This is a genomic window from Dactylosporangium aurantiacum (assembly GCF_000716715.1).
GTDB classification, from domain to species: domain Bacteria; phylum Actinomycetota; class Actinomycetes; order Mycobacteriales; family Micromonosporaceae; genus Dactylosporangium; species Dactylosporangium aurantiacum.
Window position 1 is genome coordinate 25,280 of record NZ_JNYJ01000010.1, and the last position, 25,628, is coordinate 50,907.

The following is a 25,628-nucleotide window of genomic DNA, read 5'->3' on the forward strand; positions in this document are numbered from 1 at the left end:
CGCTCGGCGTAGCCGGGCCCCCGCGGGCGGCGGTTAAGCTCGCCGCATGAGACGCCCGCCGGCCCTGGTGCAGGACGTGCTGCTCGCCGTCGCCGTTGCCGCGATGCAGGTCCAGGGCACCCTCGCCAAGCCCGTCGACGTGGGCTCGCGCCCGCCGGACGACCTGGGTCACCTCGGCACCGCGCTGCTCCTCGGCAGCGGCCTCGTCCTCGTCGCGCGGCGCCGGTGGCCGCTGCCGGTGTTCGCCGCCGCCGCCCTGGCGAGCCTCGCCTACTACGCCGCCGGGTTCACCGACGGGCCCGGCTGGATCGGGCTGTTCGTCGCCCTGTACACGCTGACCGCGTACGGCGACGGGCGCCGGTCGCTGCTCGTGGCGGGGGCCGGCATCGCCGTGCTCGCCACCGCCTGGCTCGTCCTGGCCGCCGGCATCGAGCCGGCCGCCGCGATCGGGTGGGTGTTCTTCCGCATCGCCGCGTCGGTCATGGCCGCCGCCCTCGGCGAGTCGGTGCGGTCCCGCCGGGTCGCCGCCGCCGACGCGCTGGAGCGGGCGCTGCTGGCCGAACGTACCCGCGAGGACGAGGCCCGCGCGCGGGTCGACGCGGAGCGGCTGCGCATCGCCCGTGAGGTCCACGACACCGTCGCGCACGCGATCGCCATCATCAACGTCCAGGCGGGCGTCACGGCGTACATGCTGGACCGCCGGCCGGACCGGGCCCGCGACGCGCTGGTGACCATCGAGCAGACCAGCGCCCAGGCGCTGCACGAGATGCGGGCCGTCCTCGGCGTCCTGCGCGACCGCGACCGCGACAACGGCCGGGCGCCGCACCCCGGCCTCGGTCAGGTCCACGAGCTGGCCGTCATCGCCCGTGACGCCGGCCTCGACGTCACCGTCGAGCTGGACCCGGCCGCCCCGCGGCTGCCCGGCGCCGTGGACACCACCGCGTACCGCATCGTGCAGGAGTCGCTCACCAACGTGATCCGCCACGTCGGGCCGGCCACCGTCACGGTCGCCCTCGACCACGACGCCGACGCGCTGCGGGTCCGCGTCGCCGACGACGGCGGCCCGGACCAGCGGCCCGCCCCGGCGCAGGACCGGGTGCCCGAGCCGGGCCGCGGGATCACCGGCATGCGCGAACGCTGCGAGCTGCTCGGCGGCGAGCTGGTCGCCGGCCCGCGCCCCGGCGGCGGGTTCGAGGTCACCGCCCGGCTGCCGCTGGCCCGCCGGTGACCGCCCCCGTCAAGGTGCTCCTCGCCGACGACCAGGCGCTGGTCCGGTCCGGCTTCCGGATGCTGCTGGACGCCGAGGACGACATCACCGTCGTGGGGGAGGCCGCCAACGGCGCCGAGGCGGTCGCCCGGGCCCGGGCCACCCGCCCCGACGTCGTGCTCATGGACATCCGCATGCCGGAGCTGGACGGGATCAAGGCCACCGGCCAGATCGCCCGCACCCGTGGCCTGGAGGCCGTGCGGGTGCTCATCCTGACCACGTACGACACCGACGCCTACGTCTTCGAGGCGCTGGAGGCGGGCGCGAGCGGCTTCCTGCTCAAGGACGCCGGCCCGGCCGAGCTGCTGCACGCCGTCCGGGTGATCGCCGCCGGGGACGCGCTGCTCGCCCCGCGGATCACCCGGCGGCTCATCGCGCAGTTCACCGCGGGCCGCGTCGCCGCCCAGGTCGCCGAGGACCGGCTCGCCGTGCTGACCCAGCGGGAGCGCGAGGTGCTCACCCTCGTCGGGCAGGGGCTGAGCAACGACGAGATCGGCGTGGCTCTCTTCATGAGCCCGGCCACCGCCCGCACCCACGTCAGCCACGCCATGTCGAAGCTCGGCGCCCGCGACCGCGCGCAGCTGGTCGTCGTCGCCTACCAGACCGGTCTCGTCACCCGCCGCGCGTGAAGACTCCGGCACGCTCGGGTGCCGGAGTCCTGTGCCGGGTCAGACCTCGGTCTGCTGGTGGAAGACGCTGCGCCACTCGTCGTTCTCGCGGGCGTAGACGCTGGTGGCGAGGACCTGGAACTTCTGCTGCTCGTCGTCGATCAGGGCGGTCACCGTCGCCTTGTACGTGACCAGGGCGCTGTCCTCGCCGATCTGCACCACCTTCAGGTGGCTCAGGTCGGTCTTGAGGAACGGGTTCTCGTTCTTGGTCACGTTCGGGACGATGTCGGCCTTGCCGGCGACGCCGTGTTTACTGACGGTCAGGGCGTCCTCGCGTACGACCCGTTCGTAGAAGTCGCCGTCGCCTTCGCGGTTGGCGCGCCACATTTCCTTCTCAAGTTGCTTCAGCTCGCTGGCGATTGTCATGTTGGCCCCCTTCCGTTGCTGGTCGGGATACCCGCAGCGCTACCGGCTAAACTGGTTACATGATCCCCGGCATCCACGTGCTGACCAGCGCCGGTGGGCAGCGGTTCTCGTTCGACCCGGGCAGTCTGAGCCTCGAGCTGCTCGCCACCGGTGGACCGGGCGAATACCGGCGGTGGGAGATCCTGCACCGCCCGGCCGACCTGGCGGACTGGCTGACCCGCACCCGGCTCGCCGCCGCGGCACCGCTGACCGCCGGTGACGTGCTGGTGCGGCCCGCGGAGCTGGCGCGGATCCGGCTCCTGCGGGACACGCTCTGGGCCGTCGCGCCGGCCCTCGCGCACGGGGAGCGGCCCGACGCGGCCGACGTCGAGGTCGTCAACGCGGCCGCGGGGGAGCCGCCCCGGCTGCGCGTCGACCCGGCGGACCTGGCCCGGCGGTGGGTCACGCCGGTGACCGGCGGGCAGGTGCTCGGCGCGTTCGCGAGGGACGCGCTGCACGTGATCGGCACGCCGGCGCTGCGCGGGCGGGTGCGGGAGTGCGCCGACGACCGGTGCCGGCTCATCTTCCTGGACACCTCCCGGCCGGGGAACCGCCGCTGGTGCTCGATGGAGCGCTGCGGCAACCGCAACAAGGCCCGCATCCACCGCAACCGCCACACCACGCAGCCCACCGTCACCTGACCGCCACCGTCCCGGCCGCCGCGGGCGAGGCGTCGCCTTCGCAAATCTTCAAAGGATCGCGGGTCGGGTGGAAGGAGCGGCGCGGCTGTTACGCGGCGGCAGGGCACCGCTGCGGTGAGCACCACCGCTGGTCGCCGCCGGCCGACCGGTCGAGGTACAGCGCACCGCAGCCGCCGCAGGCCCTGACCCGGCCGGACATGGGGCCGCCGAACAGATCGATCGCGTCGCGGGCCAGCAGCGACAGCACCTCAGGCACGGACACCGGGCCGGGCACCGCCGCCCGGCCGTCGGACCCCAGTGCGGGCACCGGCGGCGCGACCGCCGCCGCGGCGTTGATGGCGAGCCGGTCCACCACACCCGCCGGCGCGCCCGCCACGGCCCGCAGGGCGGTCCGGCGCACGGCGTCGCGCAGCGCGTGCACCGGGGCGATGTCGGCGGTCGTGGCGATGACGTCGTCGACCCCGGCCACGGCACCGAGCCACCGGCCGAGTGCCACCGGCTCGTACGGCAACGCCCCGGTGCCGCCGGGGTGCAGCAGGTCCAGCGCCATGCGGCCGGCGCCGCGCCACGGCGCGCGGATCGGTCCCGTCATGACCCCACCCTAGCCGTGGCGGAGGTCGACAGCCGGCGAGCGGCGGCCGGCGCCCCGTTGGCGGTGAGGGGCGCCGGCCGCCGGGCTCAGGAGGTGATGCGGAAGGTGGCGTCGGCGCGGGCCGTGGCGGTGGTGACCGGGTCGAGCCGCAGCAGGTAGTTGTAGTGGCGCAGGTACCGGTCGGGGAAGTTGTAGGACTGGAAGGACGTCCACGACGCGTCGGCGAGGCCGGCCACCTGCCGGAACGTGGCGTCGGCGGCGAACGTGGCCGTGCCGTCGTTGGCGGCGAGGACGAAGTCGTAGTCGTAGTGGCGCAGGTAGTAGCCGGGATAGTTGACGGACTGGATGGAGACGGTGCCGGTGCCCGCGAGGCCGGGGACGAGGCGGAACTGGGCGTCCTGCGCCGGGGACACGTTGGCGTCGATGCGCACGTCGAAGTTGGCGTGCCGCACGTAGCGGTCCTGGAAGTTGTACGACTGGAGCCGGTTCACCGTCGTGGTGCTGGGCCAGCGGGACAGCACGCGGCTCTCCTCGGCGGCGGTGAGGTTGAGGATGGCGCCGTGGCGCTTCTTGGTGCCGCCCATGGCGTACGAGCCGGACGCCGGGAGCTGGTAGGCGGACGGGCTGGACGGGTTGCCGGTGAGCACGGGCAGGTACCCGCGGCCCGCGGCGTACTGGTCGAGGTACAGCGCCCACGAGTTGCCGGTGTTGAACTTCACCCACATGGGGCCCTCGACCTGCGCGCCGGTGAGGCCGATGCCGGACAGGTCACCCAGCGTCGTCCACGTGCCGAGGATCGAGTTGCTGCCCTCGATGGTGATCTGGCCGTCGCCGGACGTGCGGACGTAGCGGTAGTTGCCGACGCCGGCCGGGACCTCGACGATCTGGGTGTCGATGATCTCCTGGGCGCCCGGGCGGGTGATGTACGGCTGCGGCGTGGTGATCGAGCGGAAGTTCGACGTGCGGGCGGAGTAGATGCGGTGCTTCGTCGCGCCGTTGAGCGGGACGTTCGTGGCCCAGTAGAGGACGTAGTCGCCGGTCGCCGGGTTCCAGATCGCCTCCGGGGCCCAGGCGTTGCGGCCGTCGGGGATGGCGCCGGCGACGTTGAGCAGCCACGGCGCGGACCAGTTCACCAGGTCCGGGGACTCCCAGACGACGAGGTTGCGGCTGCCGTTGTTGATGGCCGCCGACCAGTCCTGGCCGCAGCCGATGCACAGGTCGGTGGCGATGATCCAGTACTTGTCGCCGGCGGGTGAGCGGACCAGTGCGGGGTCGCGCACCCCGCGGGTGCCGACGTTGGAGCTGAGCACGAGATTGCCGTTGTTCAGGTCGGTCCAGCGCAGGCCGTCCTTGCTGTGCGCGAGGTAGATCTGCTGGGCGGTCGACGACTCGCCGGTGAAGTGGGCCATCAGGTAACCGGTGAACGGGTCCAGCGCGGCCGCGGGTCTCGGCACGGCGAGCAGCAGGCCCGCGGCGAACAGGGCGACGACCGCCCGGGTGAGCAGTTTGCGCATCGGAGTCCAGTCAGGGCGTAGGGGAGTGGGGGCGGAGGGCGTGCTCAGGCGACGATCCGGAGTGTCGCGTCGACCAGCGGCACCCGTCTCACGAGGTGACCTTGAAGGTCGCGTCCTGCCGGTCGGTGGTGCTCGAGGCGGCGCTGAGCGGGTCGATGCGCAGCAGGTAGTCGTAGTGGCGCAGGTACCGGTCGGGGAAGTTGTACGAACGGAACGACGACCACGTCGAGTCGGCGAGGCCGGCGGTGCGGTAGAAGGTGGCGTCGGCGCGGAACGTGGCGGTGTTGTCGTTCGCGTCCAGGCGCAGCGCGTAGTTGTAGTGGCGCAGGTAGCGGGTCGGGTAGTTGACCGACTGGAACGACACGCCCGCGCTGTCGGCGAGCCCCGGCACCAGCTTCCACAGCTGGTCCTGGTACGGGTCGAACGGGTACGGGTCGATCCGCGCGATGTTGTCGGCGTGCCGCACGTACCGGTCGGGGTAGTTCGACGACTTGAGCCGCACCCAGCCCGGCAACCCCCACCTGGCGACGGCGGCGTTGTACTCGGCGGCGGTGATGCCGGCGATCGAGCCGTGCTTGGCGTTCAGCGGCGGGGTGTAGTCGCGCTGGTTGAGCACCGTCCACGCGCCGCCGCCGACGTTGCCCGTCGACCAGGCGTAGTAGTCGTTGTTGACCGGGCTGAACGAGTCGCCCCACAGCCACCAGCCGGTGCCGCTGTTCGCCTTGACCAGCATGGGCGCCTCCATGGAGCCGCCCTGCTTCAGCCCGGCGGTGTACGTGGTGAAGCTGTTCGGCGCACCGGTGGACGAGCGGGCACCGTAGGTCAGGCCGTTGGCGAGGTTCTTGTAGTACAGGTAGAACGTCGAGCCGTCCACGACGACGTCGCCGTCGAGCACGCCGAATCCGGGGCTGAAGTACACCTGGTCGGCGCTCACCGTGCGGAAGTCCGACGTGTAGTTGACCATGAACACGTCGCTGCCGTTGTTGGCGGAGTAGACGATGCCGTACTGGCCGCGCGCGGCGTCCCAGAAGGCGGTCGGCGCCCAGGTGTGGGTCGCCAGGTTGTGCATCTTGATCCGCCGGTAGCCGGTGAAGCTGGTCAGGTCCGTCGAGTCCCACACGTGCAGGTACTGGTTGTTCTGGCCGAAGTCGGTGCCGTTGAGGTCGGTGGCCAGGATGACGAACGTGCCGTCCTGCTTGCGCAGGATGAACGGGTCCCGCAGGCCGAGCGTGCCGGCGGTGGGGGTGACGACCGGGTTGTTCTGGTTCAGCGGCGTCCAGTTGAGCCCGTCGGTGCTCACCGCGACGTGCAGCCCGTAGTTGGCGCCGTTGCGGTTCGGCGTCTCGGTGAAGTACACGAAGACGTAGGCGCTGTTGGCCGCCAGGGCCTGCCCCGGTGTGGCGGCGACCCCGATCGCGGCGGCCGCCGCGGACAACCCGGTGAGCTGGACGAAGGTACGACGACGAAGGTGCACGATGGCAGACCTCTCTGCGGGGTGCGTGTGAGCGCTAACATGGTGCATCGCGAAGGGCCGCCGCGATTGGCGGCGCGGCGGCATCATGCGGCGAACTGATAGCAGAGCATGCACCGGCGGACGGGATGGCGGACGCCCGTCGATGCGACCTTTCGAAAATGTTAGCGATAACACTTGCGATGTCAAGACCGCCCGGGGGCGCGCCGCGTGACGTGGCCCCCGGGCGGTCAGGATCAGGCCGCGATGGTGGCGGCGAGTGCGCGCACGGTGGGCGACTCGTACAGCGAGCCGACCGTCACCGGCGCGCCGAGGCGTTCGCTGAGCGCCTCCGCGAGCTGCAGCGCCCGGACCGAGTCGCAGCCCATGCTGAAGAACGAGTCCTCCCGCCCGATGCGGGGCACCGCCAGCACGTCCGCCGCGGCGCCCGCCACGAGCTCCTCGAGGCGTCCTTCGGGTGCGGTGTACCCCCCACCGCCGGATCCGATCGCGGCGAGGACGGCCGCCGGGTCGGCGGCGCCGCTGCGGTCCCGCTCGATCCGGGACGTGACGGCGATCCGGGCGAAGATGCCCTCGCCGGCGAGCCGGGCGGCGACGGCGGCGCGGACCCGCTGCGGGTCCTCGCCGGGGCGGGGCACCACCGCGACCGCGATCGTGCCGCCGCGCAGCTGGTCCGCCGCGAGGAAGGGCTTGATCTGCTCGTTGTCCGGGTCGGCGCCGATCAGCAGGTGCACCGCACCGGCGTGCAGGGCGCCCAGCAGCGCCACCGTGCCGCGGGCCGGGTCGATCAGGGTGAGGCCGCGGTGCCGGGCGGCGGCCACCAGGGGGCTGCCCTGGTTCATGCCGGGCCCGTCCCACATGCTCCAGCCGATGCTCTGCGCCCGCCGGCCGGCGGCGGCCCAGCGCTGCGCCCAGCCGTCGAGGACCGCGTTGGCGGCGGCGTACGCGCCGAACCCGGTGCCGCCGAAGACCCCGTTCACCGACGAGAACAGCACGACCGCGGTGTCCGGGCGGCTGGTGAGCAGCCGGTCCAGGGCGGCGCAGCCGCCGGCCTTCGGCCGCAGCATCCGCGACAGCCAGCCGGTGGACTCGGCGCGCAGCTCGTGCTCCGACAGCCGCTGCCACTGCGGCGCGACCGGCGCACCGGCCAGGTGCAGCACCAGGTCCAGCCCGCGCCCCCAGGCCCGCTCGGCCTGCGTCACCTCGCGGGCGAGGGCGTCGGCGTCGGCGACGTCGGCGGTGCGGTACCGGACCTCGCCGATCGTGGCGAGCAGTTCCAGGGCCTCCCGGGAGCCGTCGGCCAGCTGCGACGCCGGGGTCCGCCCGACGATCAGCAGCCGGGCGCCGTGCGCGACCACCAGGTGCTCGGCGACGGTCCGGCCGAGCCCGCCGAGGCCGCCGGTGAGCAGGACCGTGCCGCCGCGCGGCAGGACCTCCGCCGGCACGTCGAACGCCTCCGGCAGCGCCAGCGTGCGCAGCCGCTGCTGCAGCGGGGCGCCCTCGCGGACCGCGACGACGTCGCCGTCGTGCCGCAGCCCGGCCAGCATCGCCAGCTCGTCGTCGCCGGCGTCCGCCGGGGCGTCGAGCAGGGCCGTGCGGGCGACGAGGCGCTCCGAGGCGGCGGTCCGCACGAGCGCGGTCAGCCCGGCCCGGCCCGGCACGATCCGGTCGCCGGGGGCGGCCTGGGCGGCGCCGCGGGTGAGCACGGTCAGCTCCGCGTCGGGGCGGACGCGGGCCAGCTCGGCGGCGACCGCCACGAAGCGCGCCAGCACGCCGGTGTCGCCGTCGGCGGGGGCCGCGGCCGGATCCCCGGCGGCGACGAAGAGCACCTGCGGCGAGTCCTTCGACGACAGCGCCGCCGCGAGCTGCGACACGTCGGTGACCTGCGTGTCTGCGACCCGGTCCAGCCACTCGCCGGCGGGGCCGCAGACGTAGGCGACCAGCGCGCCGGCGGGGCGGGGGCGCAGCGGCGTACCGGCGGGATCCCAGCCGACGGCGAGCGCGGGGGTGTCGCGGGCCGCGGTGTCCGCCGCCCCGTCGTCGGCGCCGCCGTAGCAGCGGTCGTCGAACACGCCGGCGCGCCACCCTTCCAGCAGCCGCTCGCGCTGCACCTTCCCGCCGTTCTGCCGGGGGAACTCCTGCGCCGTCACCGGCACCAGGTACGTGGGGCGCAGCGCCAGGTCGCGCGCCAGGGCGGTGCGGATGGCCTCGACCACGGCCGGCACGTCGTCGGTGTCGGGCACGAAGAAGACCACGAGGGCGTCGGTGCCGGTGTCCTCGTCGGGCACGCCGGCGACCGCCGAGCACGCCGGGCGCACGCCCGTGACCTGCTCGACCACCGCCTCGATCTCGTGCGCGGGGAAGTTCGCCCCGTTGACGATGACCATGTTCTTCTGCCGCCCGGTGAGGAACAGCCGGCCGTCGCGCAGGAAGCCGAGGTCGCCGGTGTCGAACCAGCCGTCGGCGGTGAAGCTCTCCGCGTTGGCCTTGTCGTTGTGCGCGTACCCGTTCTGGACGGTGGTGCCGGACACGTGCAGCCGGCCGACCCGCCCCTCGGGCAGCACCGCGCCGGACGGGTCGACGATGCGCAGCGCGACCCCGGGGATGGGCGCGCCGACCTCGGTGACGACGACCGCGCCCGGCGTGCCGGCGGGCAGCTCGCGCAGGTGGCCGTCCAGCGACGCGGGCACCAGCGCGATCGTGCCGGCGCCCGGGTCGTCGCGGTGCATGTGGGTGTACGTGACGCCGGAGGACGTCTCCGACATGCCCCAGCACGGCACCATGGCGTCGGCGGGCAGGCCGTGCGGGGCGAGCAGCTCCAGGAAGCGCCGGGCGGTGCGGGCGACCACGGCCTCGCCGGCGTTGCAGATGTTGGTGAGGCTGCGCAGGTCCCAGGACCCGGCGGCGATCTCGTCGGCGCGCTGGCAGACCAGCGAGAACGCGAAGTTCGGCGCCCACGTGCAGGTGGCCTTGAACCGGTCCACGCAGTCCAGCCACAGCAGCGGCCGGCGGATCACCGACTCGGTGCGCACGTTGACGTGCTCGCAGGTGAGGAACACGTCGCGCAGGTTGAACATGATCATGCCGCCGACGTGGTCGAGGGGCATCCAGTTGAGCGACACGTCGCGGTCGGTGAAGCCGTTGGCGGCGATCGTCGCGTACGTGCGGGCCACGATCGTGCGGTGCCGGTGCTGCACGCACTTCGGAGTGCCGGTGCTGCCGGAGGTGAGCAGGTTGACGATGAGCGCCTCGGGATCGGGCACGGTCCACTCGGCGGGCACGGAGTCCGGCAGGGCCGCCGCGTCCAGCACGCGCAGCGCCTCGCCGCCGGGCAGCCGGCCGGCGAGGGAGCGCACCCCGTCGCGCAGCTGCGGGTCGGCGATCACCGGCGGGCGACCGAGCAGCTGCCACGCCGAGGCGAGCTTGCGCACGGCGGCGTTGTCGGTGCCGTACTCCGGCGCCGGCGCGACCGCCGTGGGCATGAAGCCGCCCAGGACGCAGGCCCACCAGGCGGTGACGAACGTGCGGCTGTCGGCGCACTGCAGCAGCACCGCGTCGCCGGGGGCCAGCCCGTGCCGGCGCAGGCCGCCCAGCATGCGGCGGGCCTCGTCGTACAGCTCGGCGTAGGTCTGCCGGTCGGTGCCGCCGTCGGGCAGCACGTACGTGGTGCCGCGGCCGGGGGCGACGCGGGCGGCCCGTTCCAGGGCCTCCGGCAGGGTGGCGACCGCGTCCGGCGGCAGCACCGGGTCGGGCCCGCGCACCAGCGCCGGGCGGTCGGCGGGGATCTCCACGCCGGCGGGGAGGCCGGCGGTGCCCGGCCCGGCCGACCGGCGGGTGCCGGCGGCGCGCAGCTTGCGGTCGTAGACGGCGGCGGCGTCCTGGACGCCGGCGGCGCCGGCGGCGATGCGGGCGATGCTGTCCGACGGCAGGCGGGTGGCGGTGGTAGCGGTGCTCACGGTGCGGTCCCTCCGTCCAGGGCGGCGGGTGGCCCGGCGCCGGCGTCGGCGGGCAGCTGCCCACCGATCTCCCGGGCGGCCGCCGCGGTCAGTCCGACGATGAAGTAGTGGCCGCCCTCCACGGTGATGCCGGTGCGCCCGGCCCTGGTCTGCTCCTGCCAGCCGGCCAGGTCGGCCTCGCCGACCGAGCCGCTGGTGCCGCGGACGGTGGTGATCGGCACCGGCAGCGGCGGGCGGGGCCGGTGCCGGTAGTTCTCCCAGAGCTCGAACTGGCTGCGCAGCACCGGCAGCAGGAACTCCAGCAGCTGCGGGTTGCGGGCCACCGCGTCGGGCAGGCCGCCGCGGTCGCGGATGGAGGCGACGAGCCGCTCGTCCGGCAGCCGGTGCAGCGGGTGCGCCGGAGGGGGGGCCTGCGGCGCCGGCTGCTCGCCAACGATGAGCCGCCGCGGCCAGGTGCCGAACCGGGTGCCCATCTCGTGGGCCAGCTCGTAGGCCAGCAGCGCGCCGGCGCAGTGGCCGTACAGCGCGTAGGGCATCGTCGTGTACGGCCGCAGCGCGATCGCGCACGCGGTGACCAGCCCCGGGACGCTGGCCGGCAGCGGCTCGCGGGAGCGGTCCTCGTGCCCGGGCGGCTGCACCGCCAGGACCTCGACCCAGGGCGGCAGCAGCGCGGCCATCCCCTGGTAGACCGACGCGCCGCCGCCGGCGAACGGCAGGCAGACCAGCCGGAGCCGGGCGCCCTCACGGGGCACCCGGCGCACCCACGGCGAGTCCGCGGTGAAGGTGACGGTGGCGGTGCTCATCGGGCGTCCAGCTCGGCGGCCAGTTCGGCGATCTCCTCCTCGCTGCGCCCCTCGACCAGCTGGAGGGCCTCGGCGAGGGCGTCGCGCTGCGCGCCCTGGGTCGAGCTCGCCGCGTCGACGAGCGCGGACAGGCCGGACACCGTCGGCGTGGCGAAGAACTCGGCGATCGGCACGGAGACGCCGAAGACCGCGTTGACCCGCGACGACAGCTGGATGGCCTGCAGGCTGGTGCCGCCGGCGGCGAAGAAGTTCACGTCGTTGCCGATGCGGGCGCCCAGCAGCGGGGCGAAGACCTCCTCGCGCATGGTGCGCTCGGTGGGGGTGCTGTTCTCCTCGTCGGCCTCGGTGAGCTCGTCCACGGCGGCGAACTCCACCGCCGGCAGGCGCCGCCGGTCGATCTTGCCGCTGGGGGTGAGCGGTACCGCGTCCAACGGCACCAGCACCGAGGGCACCATGGCGGCCGGCAGCCGGCCCGCGACCGCCGACCGGACGGTGTCCAGCTGCAGCTCGCCGGGGCGCTCGGGCACCACGTAGGCCATCAGCAGCGCGCCGGTGCGCGGGTCGTTGGCGACCTCGGCGACGGCCTGGGCGACGCCGTCGACGGCCTGCAGCGCCGCCTCCACCTCGCCGAGCTCGATCCGCACGCCGCGGACCTTCACCTGGCGGTCGGCCCGGCCGACGAAGACCAGGTCCCCGGCGTCGTCCCAGACGGCGAGGTCGCCGGTGAGGTACCGGCGGGAGCCGGGCGGCCCGTCCGGGTCGGGGCGGAACCGGTCGGCGGTCAGGTCCGGCCGGCCCAGGTAGCCGCGGGCCACGCCGAGCCCGGCGACGGCCAGCTCGCCGATCGCGCCGGCCGGCAGCACCTGGGCGCCGGCGCCGTCGACCACGTACGCGCGGTGGTTGGCCATCGCCCGGCCGATCGGCGGCGACGCGGTCCACTCGCCCTCGCACAGCTTCGCCACGACGGTGACCGTGGTCTCGGTCGGGCCGTAGCCGTTCCAGAACGCGCGGCCGCGGGCCCACCGGGTGGTCAGCTCGCCGGTGAACGCCTCACCGCCGACGAACGCGACCCGCAGCCGCGGGTAGTTCGACGGGTCGAGCAGCTCCATGATGGCCGGCGGCAGGTCGACGACGGTGATGTGCTCCTCGCGCAGCACCGCGTCCAGCGCGTCGATCGAGCGGCGCTGGTCCTCGTCGACCACGTACAGCTCGGTGCCGTTGAGCAGCGAACCGAAGATCTCGAACACGGACACGTCGAAGCCGGGCGAGGCGAAGTGCAGCACCCGGTCCTTCGGGGTGAGGTCGAACATGTCGCGGACCGTGTGCACGAAGTTGGCCGCGTTGCGGTGCTCGACGATGACGCCCTTCGGCCGGCCGGTCGAGCCCGAGGTGTAGATGACGTACGCGGCGGAGGCGGGCGGCACGACGGCCGGGGCGCACCGGTGGCACGCCTCCTCCTCGTCCGGCGCCACGTCCGCCGGGTCGGTGCCGACGACCAGCCGCAGCGGCTCCGGCACCCGGGCGGCGGTGCCGGGGGAGACCACGACGGTGTCGGCCGCGGTGTCCTCCAGGATCATCGTGAGCCGCTCGTCGGGCTGGCCGATGTCCAGCGGCACGTAGGCCGCGCCGGCCCGCATGACGCCGAGGACGGCGGCGATGAGCGCGGGGCCGCGCTCCATCACGACCGGCACCAGGTCGCCGAGGCCGACGCCGGCGGCGACGAGCTGGTCGGCGATGCGGCAGGACCAGCTGTCCAGGGCCCGGTAGGTCAGGCTGCCGCCCTGCCACACGAGCGCGGTGTGGCCGGGGTCGGCGGCGACCACCTCGGCGAACAGCTCGTGCAGGGTCGTGTCGGCCGGCGCGCCGATCGGCGCGTTCCAGCGCTCCAGCACGTCGGCGCGCTCCTGCGGGGTGCCCAGCGGCGCGTCGCCGACGGGACGGTCCGGCTCGGCGGCCAGGGCGCCGAGGGTCTGCAGGAAACGCTCCAGGAGGCGGGTGGCGGTGGCGCGGCCGTAGAGGGACGTCGCGTAGCGCACCGCGACGGTGGGCCGCTCGCCGCCGCTGACCTCCAGGGCCAGCTCGAAGGTGCCGGCGCCGGCGTCGACCTGCTCGCAGCCGATGCGCACCCCGTCGGCCTCGACGGGGGCGGCCGGCGCGCCGGTGTCGGCGAAGCCGATCTGCACCAGCGGCAGCCGGCCCGCGTCGGGCTCGACGCCGAGCGCGTCCAGCACGAGCTTGAAGGGCAGCGTGGCGTGCCGCTGTCCGGCGAGCCGGGCGGCGCGCACCTCGGCCACGACGGCGGCGAACGGGTCGGCCTCGTCCAGCTCGACCCGCAGCGGCACCAGGTTGCCGCAGTCGCCGACGAGCCGGTCGGTGTCGAACGGGCCGGCGACGTCGACCGGCAGCCCGACGGTGAGATCCGTGCGGGCGGTGTGCCGGGCGACGACGACGAGGAACGCGGCGAGGAAGACGTCGTGCCGGTCGTGGCCGGCGGCTACGAGGGCCTCGGTCGCGGTGCGCAGCCGCGGCGGCAGCGGCGCGCGGACCACGTCGCTGCTCAGGTCGAGCAGGCGCGGGCGGGCGCCGTCGGCCGGCAGCTCGGTGCCCTCCCAGCCGGCGAGGGCGCCGCGCCAGTGCTCGGCGGCGTCGCGGGCCTCGTCCTGGGTGGACCATTCGCGCTGCCAGCTCGCGTACGCGCCGAAGTCGACCGGCTCCTGCGGCCACTGCGGTGCGGCGCCGGCGACCCGGGCGCGGTACGCGACGGCCAGGTCGCGCTGCAGCACCCGGGCGGAGCGCGGGTCGAGCACGATGTAGTGGCTGGTGAGCACGAGCAGGTGCTGCTCGGGGTTGGCGCGCAGCAGCCGGAAGCGGGCCATCGGGCCGGAGTTGAGGTCCAGCCCGCGGCGCAGCTCGTCCTGCACGACCTCGTCGGCGCGGGCGCGCAGCTTGCCCTCCTCGACGTCCTCGACGGGCAGCGGCACCTCCGCCGGGGCCGGCTGGACGTGCTGGGTGCCCTCGGTGTCGTCGTCGGGGAACGTGGAGCGCAGCACGGTGTGCCGCTGCAGCAGGTCGGTCAGGGCGGCGCGCAGCGCGCCGGTGTCGAGCGGGCCCTCGATCGGGTAGGCGAACCCGAGACCGTACGCCCGGCTGCTGGGGGCGAACCGGTCGAACAGCCACAGCTGCTCCTGCCGGAACGACAGCGGGGCCGATCGGATCCCCGACGAGACGCCCTCCAGCCGGGCCAGCAATTCGTCCCGGCGCTCCCCGGGGAGCTGGCGCAGTCGACGAAGCAACTCGCTCTGTTGAGGCATGCCACGGTCCTCCCAGTCAGCGTTCGATTCACTACAGACTATACAGACTTCACAGCATCTGCACCGTGGAGTGCATAGATACTCCACAGTCGACATTCAGCCCGAAGAACCCCGGCACCGTGGTCCGTGCCGGGGTTCCAGTGGGCGGACGTGCGGGCCGGAACCGTTCAGCCGAGTTTTCGTTCCAGCAGCTCCAGCAGGTCCGGCGGCGCCTCCAGGAACGTGTAGTGGGTGCCGCGCAGGACCTCCTTCTCCGTCGGCGCCCACATTGGCCAGCCGGTCATCAGCTCGTGCGGCACCTCGACGTCGGCGTCCCAGCCGATCGCGGTGATCCGCCCGGGGACGGTGCCCGCCGGGCGCCAGTACACCCGGTTGGCCTCCACGTCGGCCTCCATCACGTCGATGAACAGGTCGACCAGCTCGTCGGCCTGCGCGGCGGCGCCCATGGCGGTCAGCAGCCCGGCGATCTCCGCCCGCAGCCCGGCCTCGTCCAGGCCGAGGAACCGGCCCCACGGGCCGTCCTGCGGCGCGACCTGGCTCGACATGAAGATCTGCCGCGGCCCGGGCAGCCCGCGTTCGGCGGCCTGGATCACCAGCTCGAACGCCGGCAGCGCGCCGCCGCAGTGGCCGAACACCGCGTACGGGCGGGCGGTGATCAGCTCGCCGACGTCGTCCAGCATCGTCTTGGCCAGGTCCTGGTACGTGCCGAAGTGCGGCTCCCGCATCCGGTTCTCCCGCCACGGCAGCTGCAGCGGCACGACCTCGGCCGGCCCCACGCGGGACGGCCAGGCGCGGTACATGGAGGCGCCGCAGCCGGAGTAGGGCATCGCCAGCAGCAGCATCTCGGCGCCGGCGGACGGCTCGTTGAGAAACCAGCGGCGCTGGTGCGGCTCCATCATGCCTTCTCCCCGATCACCACACCGTTCGCGCCGGGCGCGTCGAAGCGGACCGTGTGCACCCGGGCGCAGCCGGCGTCGCGCAGCCAGCCGCCGTACTCGGCCGCCGTGTAGTTGCGGCCCCAGGTGCCAACCAGCATGTTCATGCTCATCAGCGCCGCGTCCACCGGGCCGGACTTGTCGTCGTCCACCAGCAGCTCGCTGATCAGCAGCAGCCCGCCGGACGGCAGCGCGTCCAGGCAGCCGGCGATGATGCGGCGGTTCTGCGCCTCGTCCCAGTCGTGCAGGATCATCGACAGCAGCACCGCGTCGTGCCCCGACGGGATCGGGTCCTTGAAGAAGTCGGCCGGCACGGTGCCGATCCGCTGCGCCATGCCGGCCGCGTCGATGCGCTGCCGGGCCAGGCCGCACACGTGCGGCAGGTCCAGCACGGTGCCGGTGAGGTGCGGGTAGCGCCGGTGCAGCTCGATCAGCGTGGCCCCGGCCCCGCCGCCGACGTCCAGGATGCGCCGCACGCCGGACAGGTCCACGGCGGCCGCCAGCCGGCGGGCGGTGAGGGTGGAGAACGTGAACAGCCCGTCCCAGAAGGACTCCGGCCGGTTGCCAGCCTCGAACATGTTGCGGTCGGGGTCCGGCACCGGCTTGGTGGGCGCGTCGGTGCGCACCGCCTCGGTCGCCCGCAGCCAGCCGGGCGCGGTGTACTTGGCCACCATCTGCACGTAGTCGGCGAAGTAGTCGGGGCGGCCGGGCACCAGGTACCGGTCGGCGACCGCGCCGTTGTGGTAGCGGTCGCCGCGCTGCTCCAGCAGCCCCAGCGCGGTGCACGCGGTCAGCAGCACCTCCGCCGGGCGCGCGCCGATGCCGAGCCGGTCGGCCAGCTCCGCGGCGGTGGCGCCGCCGTCGTCCAGGGTCTCGAACAGGCCGGTCTCGATCGCCGCGGTCAGCGTCTGCGCCCGCCACAGGCCGGTCGCCAGGTCGATCAGCAGGGTCGGCGGCGGGCCGGTCTCCGCGGCCGGCGCCGGGCCCGGGGCGATCGTGGTCTCTGCGGTCATCTCAGCGCTCCTCACCGGTGCGGAAGCGCACCTGCACCTGGTCGAACATGATGTGGCGGCCGTTCTCGAAGTGCAGCTCGCTCGGCCCCGCCAGGTCGTACACCGGAAGCTCGGCCAGCTCGTCGAGCACCGCGGCGAACTCGGCCCGCGCCAGGTGCACCCCCATGCAGTGGTGGATGCCGTGGCCGAAGCCGAGGTGCTGGTGGGAGTTGCCGCGGTCGGGGTCGAACGCGTCGGGGTCGGGGAACTTCTCCGGGTCCCGGTTGGCCGCGTCGAACAGCAGCACCACCCGGGCGCCGGCCGGGATCGTGGTGCCGGCGACCGTGACCTCCCGGGTGGTGACCCTGGTGAACCGGTCGGTCGGGCACCAGCGGCGCAGCGCCTCCTCAGCGACGGCGGCGCGCAGCCCGGGCTCGCGGCGCAACCGCAGCTGCAGCCCCGGATCCTGGCCCAGCGTGTGCACCAGGCGGGTGATCGAGTTCATCGTGTTGTCGTGCCCGGCGACGCAGAAGCTGACGATGATCGAGTACAGCTCCTCGTCGGGCAGGGGCCGGCCGTCGCGTCGCATGGCCGCGAGCTTGGCGATGTAACCGCCGTCGGGCTCGCGCCGGACCCGGTCGATCTCCTCGGCGAGGATGTCGTGGAACGCGGGCCAGAACTTGCTCGCGTCGCGGTCGGTCGAGATGTACGTCCACATCGTCTTCGTCGCCGCCCGGACCCGGCTGCGGCACGCGTCGGACAGCCCGAAGGCCACCCCGAGCACCTCGATCGCGAACGGCTCGGCCAGCTCCGCCATCAGGTCGCCGTGGCCCCGCTGGACCACCGGCGCCAGCAGCCGGGCGGCGATGCGGCGCAGCCGCGGCTCCAGCCCGCCGACCGCCTCACGGGTCACCGGGTCCGCCATCCGGTCGCGGATCTCGCGCTGCTGCGGCGGGTCGAAGTCGATGGGGGAGAACATCGGCATCCCCTCGGCGCGCGGGAAGTGCACCCCGCGGGCCGAGCTGAAGGTCTGCCAGTCGGTGAGCGCGGCGCGCACGTCGGCGTACCGCGACAGGATCCAGATCCCGCCGTACGCGGGGGAGTACGTGACGCCGCGCTCACGGATCTCGCTGTTCACCAGCTGCGCGGTCTCCGGGGTGTATTCCGGGTCGTGATGGTCGAAGGCGGTCACCAACCTGTCGGTGGCGTTCGCGGCCTCCATGGTCACGCCAGCTTCCATGCCAGCCTCCAAGCCGGGTCGGTGGGCCCATGGGGGTTCCCATGGGCCCGTGACGTTCTTGGGGTTCTGCGGTACCGCGACGCCTCAGCGCCGCCGCGGCGTGATCGGGGGGAGCGAGGGCGTGGCGGCGGCCCCGCCGCCGGCCGCGGCGCCGGACGGGACCAGCCGGGCCAGGCCGGCCACGGTCGGGTCGCTCACCAGGTCGTTCATCTCGATCCGGGCGCCGAGGTCCTGCTCGATGTGGCCCTGCAACCGGGCCAGCAGCAGCGAGTCGCCGCCGAGCTCCAGGAAGTGGTCGTCGGCGCCGACCCGGTCGACGTGCAGCAGGTCGGCGAAGAGCGCGGCCAGCCGCGTCTCCGCGCCGGGGGCAGGCGCCCGCCAGGCCCGCGCCGGCCGGCCCCGGGCCCAGTCCGCCGGGGGCAGCCGGCGCCGGTCGATCTTGTTCGAGGTGTTCAGGGGCAGCTCGTCCAGCTGCACGTACGCGACCGGGACCATCCAGTCCGGCAGCCGCTCGATGGCGTAGTTGCGCAGCTCCAGCGGCGCCACGTCGCGCTCGCCGACGAAACACGCGACGAGCCGGCGCTGGTCGCCGTCCATGGTCGGCACCACCGCGACCTGGCGGACGTCGGGGTGCCGGCCGAGCACCCAGTCGACGTCGCCGAGCTCGACGCGGTGGCCGCGGATCTTCACGATGTCGTCGATGCGGCCGTGGTGCTCCAGGATGCCGTCGGGGCGGAACCGCCCGGCGTCGCCGGAACGGTAGATACGGCTGCCGGGCGTGCCGAACGGGTTGGGCCGGAACCGGTCCGCGGTCTGCGCCGGGTCGCCGAGATAGCCCAGGCTCAGGCAGTCCGAGTCGATCCACACCTCGCCGATGCCGTCGCCGACCGGGGTCAGCCCGTCCTCCTCCAGCAGGTGGACGGTGACGCCGTCGATCGGGCGGCCCACCGGCGGCGCGGAATCCCGGTCGGCCGCGGTGGCCGTCGACGGGGTGCACCGCAGCGGCCACGGATGGACCGAGTTGGCGATCTGGAAGGCCTCGAGGCTGCCGTACGACACCGCGACCTCGAACGGCAGGCCCGCCGGACCCCACCGGTTGAGCCGGTCCCCGCCCAGCGTGAGCAGCCGCAGGTCGCAGTTCTCCGGCCAGGGCAGGTGCTGCAGCACCTCGCCGACGGGAGTGATCACGAAGCTCAGCGTGATGCGCTCCCGCAGCAGCCAGTCGCGCAGCGCCGGCGGGGAGGCGATCACGTCGTGCTCGCCGATCACGATCTGCGCGCCCTGCCAGAGCAGCCCGCCGACCTCGTGGATGGCGATCCCGGCGCCGGCCGCGCCGAGCCAGGAGCCGCGGTCGGCGGCGGTGGTGCCGTTGATGGTGGCGCTGCGCGCGGCGCTGAGCGCCAGCCACGAGTGCTGGGCGAGCACGATCTTCGCCGCGCCGGTGGAGCCCGAGGTGAACATCGCGTAGGCGAGCTCGTCGCGCCGCGCCGCCGGCGCGGGGTCCGGCAGGTGCTCCCGCGCCGGCACGCCGGCGTCGATCGCCACCACCGGCAGCCCGCCGGGGACCGGTGGCGTCGGGTTGCCGCCGCCCGGGCAGGGCGCCACGGGCACCCCGACCGGGACGGGCGGCACCTCCGCCGGGTTCGGGCAGTGGGCGGCGGCCACCACGGCGGTGGGGCGGCCCGCCGCGATGGCCCGGTTGAAGCGCTCGACCGGCACCGACGGGTCCAGCGGCATGCAGACGCCGCCGGCCTTGAGGCAGCCGAGCATGCCGACCACCCACTCGATCGAGCGGCCCAGGTACATGGCGACCATGTCACCGCGCCGTACACCCAGGACCGACAGCTCGTGGGCGAGCTGGTTGGCCTGCTGGTTGAGCTCCCCGTACGTCAGCTCGCGCGCGCCGTGCCGGACGGCCGGCGACCGCGGTGCGGTGCGGGCGAACTCCTCGATCCTGGAGACCAGGGTCGCCGCACCGGTGCCGCGCTCCCGCACGACCGGGGTGTCCTGCTGGGTGATCATGTCTACCTCCCTGGTGACTACGCGGCCGGGACGACCACTCGCTCCTGCTCCGGGACGTCGTCGACGAGCTTGTGCACCCGGCCCGCGAGGACCCAGAGCACCGCGACCACGGCGAGGCCGGCGGCCAGGTAGAAGGCGGTGACGTTGGTGAACGCCACGGCGATCGCGCTGCCCAGCAGCGGACCGGCGGCGTTCGCGCCCCAGACGAACGGCAGGGCGACGCCGCCGACGCGGCCCATCGCCTGCGGCGGCGTGGCCTTCTGGATCAGCGTCATCACCCCGACGTTGCCGACCGGCGTGGTGAACGACGAGATGCCCTGCGAGATGATCAGGATCGTCACGGCGGTCGCGGTGTTGCCGAACTGCGCGAAGGGCAGCAGCAGGAACGCCGCCACCAGCATCGAGTGGGTCAGCAGCAGCGTGCGGCCCATGCCGAGGCGCTCGTTGATCCGGCGGGACAGGATCGCGCCGAGGATGACCGGCGTGCCGCCGATGCCGAGCACCAGCCCGATCTGCGCGGCGCTGAGGTCCAGGTCCTGGTAGCCGAACACGATGATCATCGCGAGCACCATGGACACGGCCGTGTTGCCGAACGTGGCCATCAGCGTCAGATAGCGCAGCAGCCGGTTGCCGAAGGTCATTGACACCCCGCCGCGCAGGTCGGCGAGGGTGGCCTTCACGCCGCCCGGGCGGGGCTGCGGGGCCGGCTCGCGGAACTTCACGAGCATCAGCGACAGCCCGGCGAGCAGGTAGGTGACGGCGTCGACGGTGATCGCCCGCGCGGCGCCGAGCGCGCCGACCAGGGCACCACCGGCGCTGCGGCCGAAGATCAGCGCGACGGAGCGGCTCAGCTGGGTCTTGGCGTTGCCGTCGACGAGGTCCTCCCGCGGCAGCAGCTGCGGCAGGTACGCCTGGTAGGCCAGCTGGAACACGACGTCGAAGACGCCCTTGAGCACCGCCGCCACGTACAGGTGCCCGATCGTCAGCCCGTCGAGGGCCCACAGCAGCGGCAGCGAGCCGAGGATCACGAACCGGGCGAGGTTGGCGACCTGCATCATCGTGCGCCGGTTCAACCGGTCGGTGAGCACCCCCATCACCGGGGCGAGCAGCACGAACGGGATCCACTGCAGCGCGATCAGCAGACCGACGCCGAGCGCGCCCTCCCCGAACACGATGACGGCGAGGGACGGCAGCGCGATGACGCTGATCTCGCTGCCCAGCAGGCTGATCGACTCACCGCCCCAGACGAGGGCGAAGTCGCGGTTGCGCAGCACCGACGGGCGGCGCCCGCCGCCGTCACCACCGGCGGTGGGGGTCGCGGTGCCGGACGGACCCGGTGGCGTCTTGGGCGAGACCGCGTCGGGACGCCCGGGCCCGGTGGTTACTGTCCTGTTTTGCGAGTTTGTTGAGGTCATGCCCCATGGCTCCTCTGCAGGAATTCGTGCGGGACGCTGGTATCCCGGTGTGGTGTATGCGGTTGTCAACATCGAGTCTTTGCGCACACACCACATTTGCCGACGGCCTCACCGTACAACTGGTCTGCAGACAGCGCATCTCCTGACCGGGAAAGCCACCCGAACCGGTCACTCCTGCGCATCTGGCTCACAGTGAGTTATCGTATCTCCATGAGAGACTACGAAGACTTCATGCCTCTCGCGGCCATCCAGGAGCACTTCTGGTCCTCGGACGGCTCGGCGGCGGAGCAGGCGCCGCTGACCGAGTGCGTGGCCCTGGCCGTGCCCGGCCGGCTGGACCCGGCGGCCCTGCGAACCGCGGTCCGGGCGCTGCTGTCCCGCCACGAGATCCTGCGCAGCGCCGTGCGGCTGCGCGACGGCGAGCCCGGCCAGGTCGTGCTGCCGGTCCCGGACCCGTTGCCGGTGACCGAGATCGACCTGCCGCACCGCGCCGCGGCCGCCGACGCCGATGAGGACCGCGACCGGGAGCTGACCCGGTTCGCCGGCACGGGCATCGACCCCGCGGCCGGCTGCGGCATCGCGTTCCTGCTGCTGCACGGCGGCGGCCCGGACCGCGAGGACGTCCTCGCCGTGGCGGTGCACCACATCATCGCCGACGCCACCACCGTGAAGCTGCTGCTGGCGCAGCTCGCCGCGGACTACGCCGCCGCCCTGGCCGGGCAGGCGTCGCCGGTGCCCGAGCCGGAGCTGCAGTACGGCGACTTCGTGCAGTGGGAGCGCGACGCGCTGCTGCCCGCCTCGCAGGAGACCGACACCGCATGGTGGCGCGAGACCCTGCACGCCGCGCCGACCAGCCTGGACGTGCGCCCCGACCGGCCGCGCCGGCGGATCCGGCGTGGGGTCGGCGGCCGCGTCGAGTTCGTCCTGCCCGGCGTCGACGGCGCCGTCCTGCGCCGCACCGCACGCGAGCTGCCGTGCTCGCCGTACGCGCTGTGCCTGGCCGGCTGGGCGGCCACGATCGCCCGCTCCACGGGGCGCGACGACCTGATCCTCGGCGTGCTGGCCGCGAATCGCGGCGTGCCGCAGCTGGAGTCGCTGATCGGGCAGGTCTCCAACACCGTGCCGCTGCGCCTGGACCTCACCGGCGCGCCGGACCTGCCCGAGCTGGCGGCCCGCTGCTCGGCGCGGGTCGCCTCGGCCATCGAGCACGTCCGGCTGCCCTTCACCCGGATCGTGCAGGCCGTGTCGGCGCCGCGCCCGACCGACCGGACCCCGCTCATCCAGCACCTGTTCCTGCCCCGCGTCGACGCCGTCGGCGAGCTGCGCCTCGGCGGGCACCCGGTCCGGGTGCTGGACGTCGAGCGCGGCCGTGGCCGCTTCGACACCGTCGTCGAGGTCGAGTTCTCCGGCGAGCAGGTCCGGCTGTGGCTGGAGTACGACGGTGACCTCTACACGCCCGAGGGCGTCGACGCGCTCGTCGAGGACTACGCCGGGGTGCTGCGGCAGTGGCTGGCCCGGCCCGCGCTGCGCCTGACCGAGCTGCGGCTGCGCGAGCCGGACCCGGCGCCCGCCGGTGAGGACACCGAGCAGGAGACGGTGCCCGTCACGCTGCCGGACGGCACGCCGGTGACGCTGCGGCTGGACCGCTCCCGCGGCGAAGGCTACTGGCCGGTGCTGGCGGGCCTGGAGGGCGCGCCCGCCGGGCAGCTACGGCCGGCGCCCGGACTGTCGGCGCACCAGCCGGCCCCGCTGCTGCTGGCCGGGGCGCCGACCGGGCTCACCGCCCGGCGCGACCCGCGGGGCCGCCTGGAGATCGTGGAAGGGCTGCCCGCCGCGGCGGCCGACACCGCCGCGCCCGCGCCCGGCACCGGCGGGCCCGACCGGCTCCTCGCGCTGATCATCGAGATCTGGGCGCAGGCCCTGGAGCATCCCGGGCTCGCCCCGGACGACGACTTCTTCGCCTGCGGCGGGCACTCGCTGCTGGCCACCCGGCTCGTCGCGGACATCCAGGAGGCGCTCGGGGTGCGGGTGAGGGTGCGGACCCTGTTCGAGAACCCGACCCCGGCCGAGCTGACCGCGAACCTGCGCGCCGCCAACCCGGAGCTGGACGCCATGCTGGAGCTGGTCGCCGAGCTGCCCGACGACGCCGGGGCGGCGGGCACCGCCGACGGCCACGGCGACGCCGACGGTCCGCACGTGGCCGGATCCGACGTCGCGGTGGACGTGCCGTTGCTGTCCGGCCAGCGCCAGCTGTGGCTGGCCGAGCAGGCCGACCCGGGCTCGCTCACCCACACCATCCCGCTGGTGCTGGACCTCACCGGGCCGCTGCGCACGGACGCGTTCGCCGCCGCGGTCAACGACGTCGTCGCGCACCAGCCCGGGCTGCGCGGCACGTTCGTGGAGGTGGACGGGCAGCCGGTGCAGCGGATCCAGCCGTACACCGGCATCGACGTGCCCGTGTGCGACCTCAGCGGGCTCGACGAGGCCGCGCGGGAGGCCGAGCTGCGGATCCTGGAGCAGGACATCGCCTACACCGGCTTCGACATCACCCGCGGACCTCTGCTGCGGGCCCGCGTCGTGCGCCTCGACCCGGGGCGGCACCAGGCGCAGCTGCTGCTGCACCACCTGGTCACCGACGAGGTGTCGATGACGCTGCTGATGCGGGAGCTGGCCGTCGCGTACGAGGCCAGGGCGGCCGGGCGCGAACCGGCGCTGCCCCGCCACGAGGTCGACTTCGCCACCCTGGCGCGGGCCGAGCAGCGCATGCTGGACGGCCCGGAGGGCGACCGGCTGCGCCGGTTCTGGGCCCGCGAGCTGGCCGGCGCGCCGGCGCTGCGGCTGCGGACCGACCATCCGCGCGGCGACCGGGCGAGGTTCCGCGGCGAGTTCCTGGAGCGCCCCGTCTCCGCCGGGGCGGCCGGCACGCTGCGCGAGCTGGCCGCCGCCGGGCGCACGACGCCGTTCACGGTGTTCTGCGCCGCAGTCTCGGTGCTGCTGCATCACCTCAGCGGCCAGGACGACATCGTCATCGGCATCCCCACCGCGAACCGCACGCAGCGCGGCGCCGAGCAGCTGATCGGCTGCTTCCTCAACGTGGTGCCGATCCGGCTGGACCTGTCCGGCGACCCCCGCTTCGACGAGCTGGTGCAGCGGGTCGGCGCGGCGGTGCTGCGCGCGTACGAGCACCAGCAGGCGCCGTTCGCCGACATCGTGCAGACCGTCCAGCCGCGGCGGGTCCCCGGGATGCACCCGATCTACCAGGTCACCTGCGAGCTGCAGCTGGAGTCGTGGATGCCGGCCGAGTTCGCCGGCCTCGGCTGCGAGTACCGCTTCATCTCCCACGGCACGGCCCGCTACGACATGGCCTTCCACGGGCTGCTGCGCCCCTCGGGCCTGTCGGCGATGCTGGAGCTGAACACGGACCTGTGGGACCGCGACTGCGGGCACCGGCGCATCGACCAGGTGCTGGAGCTGCTGGCGGCGGCGGGCGAGGCGCCCGGCACGCCGATCGGTGCGCTAGCCGCACGGCTCGACGGCGCGTCGTTGGCCGCGCCGGGCCGGGTCTGAGCGTCGACGGACCGCGCGACCGGTGCGGCCGCCACCCGGCGGAACGCCCCCGGTCGCGCGGACTCGACGCACCGCAGTCACGCTGTGTCATCGTCGCACTGCGGACTTTGCTGCGTCAGCGGACGCGTGAGTGGGTAGTTGAGCCAGCAAATCCCCAGGTCGAGTGGGTTGTGGCGGGGCTTGCGTCGCCTTTGAAGTGTCACTGTTCGGGTGACGTTTCCAAGATTCGACGGGAGTATAGTATTGGCAGAATTGCTGCGCCACCCCACACGCATCTTTTCCCTCGGTTCACCCGAGGAGCGCAACGGAATAAGGCGGTCTCGATGAGTTCCGATCAGGAGTACGCTGAAACGCACTACACGGTCAAGATCGTGGCTGAGAGCCCGGACGGCGACAAGATGCCCGCCACCATCACCGCCAGGGTCCGGATCAACAAGAACCTCGAGGCGCAGGTCGTCGAGCTGTCGGTGATGGCGCCGGAGGGTGGCGCGCTACCGACCAACGCCGCCCGGTCGATCGACTTCGACATGCTGGCCCGCTCGCTCAGCAGCGCCGTGGCCGCGACCGTGCTCACCGGTGCCCCGTCGGACGCCGAGGACGCCACGCCCCGCCGGGCCAAGCCCGAGCGGCCCTACCGGCGCATGCCCGACCCCGAGCTGGTCGCCGCCGAGCTGCGCCGCACCGGCAGCGTGGGCCAGCTGGCCCGGCACTTCGACGTGCCCCGCTACACCGCCCAGGCCTGGGTCGACCGGCTGCGCCGCAACGGCGTGCTGGAGTTCCTCGACACCTGAGCCGGCGCCTTCCCCGGACCCGGTCGCGACGCTGCAGA

General features: G+C 74.0%; 17 protein-coding genes. 5 read left to right on the plus strand and 12 right to left on the minus strand.

Features of this window, described 5'->3' with window-relative positions:
• Positions 1 to 46 precede the first annotated feature (46 nt).
• Together OP18_RS13920 and OP18_RS13925 are read left to right on the plus strand one after the other, a co-directional pair.
• Positions 47 to 1,228 (plus strand): sensor histidine kinase, encoded by a 1,182-nt coding sequence (locus OP18_RS13920; protein ID WP_033359296.1) that lies wholly within the window; start codon positions 47 to 49, stop codon positions 1,226 to 1,228.
• Positions 1,225 to 1,896 (plus strand): response regulator transcription factor, encoded by a 672-nt coding sequence (locus OP18_RS13925; protein ID WP_033359297.1) that lies wholly within the window; start codon positions 1,225 to 1,227, stop codon positions 1,894 to 1,896. Before OP18_RS13920 ends, OP18_RS13925 begins: the two co-directional genes overlap by 4 nt.
• 39 nt (positions 1,897 to 1,935) lie before the next feature.
• Here OP18_RS13925 and OP18_RS13930 read toward each other — a convergent pair whose 3' ends face one another.
• On the minus strand, positions 1,936 to 2,301 hold the full coding sequence (locus OP18_RS13930) for a nuclear transport factor 2 family protein (protein ID WP_081970733.1): 366 nt from the start codon (positions 2,299 to 2,301) through the stop codon (positions 1,936 to 1,938).
• 59 nt (positions 2,302 to 2,360) lie between these two features.
• Between OP18_RS13930 and OP18_RS13935 the strand changes: the two genes are divergently transcribed.
• Complete coding sequence (locus OP18_RS13935; RefSeq protein WP_033359299.1) at positions 2,361 to 2,981, plus strand: CGNR zinc finger domain-containing protein; 621 nt, start codon at positions 2,361 to 2,363, stop codon at positions 2,979 to 2,981.
• An 88-nt stretch (positions 2,982 to 3,069) separates the two neighbouring features.
• Here the strand turns inward: OP18_RS13935 and OP18_RS13940 are convergent, their stop codons facing one another.
• The 11 genes from OP18_RS13940 to OP18_RS13990 all read right to left on the minus strand — a co-directional run bounded on the left by OP18_RS13940 (position 3,070) and on the right by OP18_RS13990 (position 21,232).
• Positions 3,070 to 3,573, minus strand: coding sequence for a CGNR zinc finger domain-containing protein (locus OP18_RS13940; RefSeq protein ID WP_052386689.1), 504 nt, complete (start codon positions 3,571 to 3,573; stop codon positions 3,070 to 3,072).
• 86 nt (positions 3,574 to 3,659) lie between these two features.
• A complete protein-coding gene (locus tag OP18_RS13945) occupies positions 3,660 to 5,087 on the minus strand; it encodes a glycoside hydrolase family 43 protein (RefSeq protein WP_033359300.1) in 1,428 nt (475 codons plus the stop codon).
• Positions 5,088 to 5,175: 88 nt separating this feature from the next.
• The gene (locus tag OP18_RS13950) at positions 5,176 to 6,561 is read right to left on the minus strand and encodes a glycoside hydrolase family 43 protein (protein ID WP_033359301.1); all 1,386 of its coding nucleotides are present in this window, start codon (positions 6,559 to 6,561) and stop codon (positions 5,176 to 5,178) included.
• A gap of 233 nt (positions 6,562 to 6,794) precedes the next feature.
• Positions 6,795 to 10,514, minus strand: coding sequence for an SDR family NAD(P)-dependent oxidoreductase (locus OP18_RS13955; protein ID WP_211273538.1), 3,720 nt, complete (start codon positions 10,512 to 10,514; stop codon positions 6,795 to 6,797).
• Entirely contained in the window at positions 10,511 to 11,317 is an 807-nt protein-coding gene (locus tag OP18_RS13960) for a thioesterase II family protein (RefSeq protein ID WP_052386690.1), read from the minus strand. Before OP18_RS13960 ends, OP18_RS13955 begins: the two co-directional genes overlap by 4 nt.
• Positions 11,314 to 14,628, minus strand: coding sequence for a non-ribosomal peptide synthetase (locus OP18_RS13965; protein ID WP_162189790.1), 3,315 nt, complete (start codon positions 14,626 to 14,628; stop codon positions 11,314 to 11,316). The genes OP18_RS13960 and OP18_RS13965 overlap by 4 nt, the downstream gene beginning before the upstream one ends.
• A 167-nt stretch (positions 14,629 to 14,795) precedes the next feature.
• Positions 14,796 to 15,527, minus strand: coding sequence for a thioesterase II family protein (locus OP18_RS13970; protein ID WP_211273539.1), 732 nt, complete (start codon positions 15,525 to 15,527; stop codon positions 14,796 to 14,798).
• Positions 15,524 to 16,576 carry a methyltransferase gene (locus OP18_RS13975; protein ID WP_081970735.1) on the minus strand — a complete coding sequence of 351 codons (1,053 nt, stop codon included), beginning with the start codon at positions 16,574 to 16,576 and terminating at the stop codon, positions 15,524 to 15,526. The genes OP18_RS13970 and OP18_RS13975 overlap by 4 nt, the downstream gene beginning before the upstream one ends.
• Position 16,577: 1 nt before the next feature.
• On the minus strand, positions 16,578 to 17,795 hold the full coding sequence (locus tag OP18_RS13980; protein ID WP_211273540.1) for a cytochrome P450: 1,218 nt from the start codon (positions 17,793 to 17,795) through the stop codon (positions 16,578 to 16,580).
• Between the two features lie 84 nt (positions 17,796 to 17,879).
• Positions 17,880 to 19,817 (minus strand): non-ribosomal peptide synthetase, encoded by a 1,938-nt coding sequence (locus tag OP18_RS13985; protein ID WP_033359304.1) that lies wholly within the window; start codon positions 19,815 to 19,817, stop codon positions 17,880 to 17,882.
• Positions 19,818 to 19,834: 17 nt separating this feature from the next.
• Positions 19,835 to 21,232 carry an MFS transporter gene (locus tag OP18_RS13990; protein WP_211273541.1) on the minus strand — a complete coding sequence of 466 codons (1,398 nt, stop codon included), beginning with the start codon at positions 21,230 to 21,232 and terminating at the stop codon, positions 19,835 to 19,837.
• Between the two features lie 210 nt (positions 21,233 to 21,442).
• Here OP18_RS13990 and OP18_RS13995 point away from each other — a divergent pair, with 210 nt between their 5' ends.
• Positions 21,443 to 24,799, plus strand: a complete 3,357-nt coding sequence (locus tag OP18_RS13995; RefSeq protein WP_081970736.1) for a condensation domain-containing protein — start codon at positions 21,443 to 21,445, stop codon at positions 24,797 to 24,799.
• A gap of 323 nt (positions 24,800 to 25,122) precedes the next feature.
• On the plus strand, positions 25,123 to 25,590 hold the full coding sequence (locus tag OP18_RS14000) for a hypothetical protein (protein WP_052386692.1): 468 nt from the start codon (positions 25,123 to 25,125) through the stop codon (positions 25,588 to 25,590).
• Positions 25,591 to 25,628 lie beyond the last annotated feature (38 nt).

Excerpts from the sequence above, each read along its gene's own strand:
- OP18_RS13965 (WP_162189790.1), bottom strand. The coding sequence starts at position 14,628 with ATGCCTCAACAGAGCGAGTTGCTTCGTCGACTGCGCCAGCTCCCCGGG.
- OP18_RS13990 (WP_211273541.1), bottom strand. The coding sequence starts at position 21,232 with ATGACCTCAACAAACTCGCAAAACAGGACAGTAACCACCGGGCCCGGG.
- OP18_RS13980 (WP_211273540.1), bottom strand. The coding sequence starts at position 17,795 with ATGGAAGCTGGCGTGACCATGGAGGCCGCGAACGCCACCGACAGGTTG.
- OP18_RS13930 (WP_081970733.1), bottom strand. The coding sequence starts at position 2,301 with ATGACAATCGCCAGCGAGCTGAAGCAACTTGAGAAGGAAATGTGGCGC.
- OP18_RS13985 (WP_033359304.1), bottom strand. The coding sequence starts at position 19,817 with ATGATCACCCAGCAGGACACCCCGGTCGTGCGGGAGCGCGGCACCGGT.
- OP18_RS13975 (WP_081970735.1), bottom strand. The coding sequence starts at position 16,576 with ATGACCGCAGAGACCACGATCGCCCCGGGCCCGGCGCCGGCCGCGGAG.
- OP18_RS13945 (WP_033359300.1), bottom strand. The coding sequence starts at position 5,087 with ATGCGCAAACTGCTCACCCGGGCGGTCGTCGCCCTGTTCGCCGCGGGC.
- OP18_RS13995 (WP_081970736.1), top strand. The coding sequence starts at position 21,443 with ATGAGAGACTACGAAGACTTCATGCCTCTCGCGGCCATCCAGGAGCAC.
- OP18_RS13935 (WP_033359299.1), top strand. The coding sequence starts at position 2,361 with ATGATCCCCGGCATCCACGTGCTGACCAGCGCCGGTGGGCAGCGGTTC.
- OP18_RS13970 (WP_211273539.1), bottom strand. The coding sequence starts at position 15,527 with ATGATGGAGCCGCACCAGCGCCGCTGGTTTCTCAACGAGCCGTCCGCC.
- OP18_RS13920 (WP_033359296.1), top strand. The coding sequence starts at position 47 with ATGAGACGCCCGCCGGCCCTGGTGCAGGACGTGCTGCTCGCCGTCGCC.
- OP18_RS13940 (WP_052386689.1), bottom strand. The coding sequence starts at position 3,573 with ATGACGGGACCGATCCGCGCGCCGTGGCGCGGCGCCGGCCGCATGGCG.
- OP18_RS13960 (WP_052386690.1), bottom strand. The coding sequence starts at position 11,317 with ATGAGCACCGCCACCGTCACCTTCACCGCGGACTCGCCGTGGGTGCGC.
- OP18_RS14000 (WP_052386692.1), top strand. The coding sequence starts at position 25,123 with ATGAGTTCCGATCAGGAGTACGCTGAAACGCACTACACGGTCAAGATC.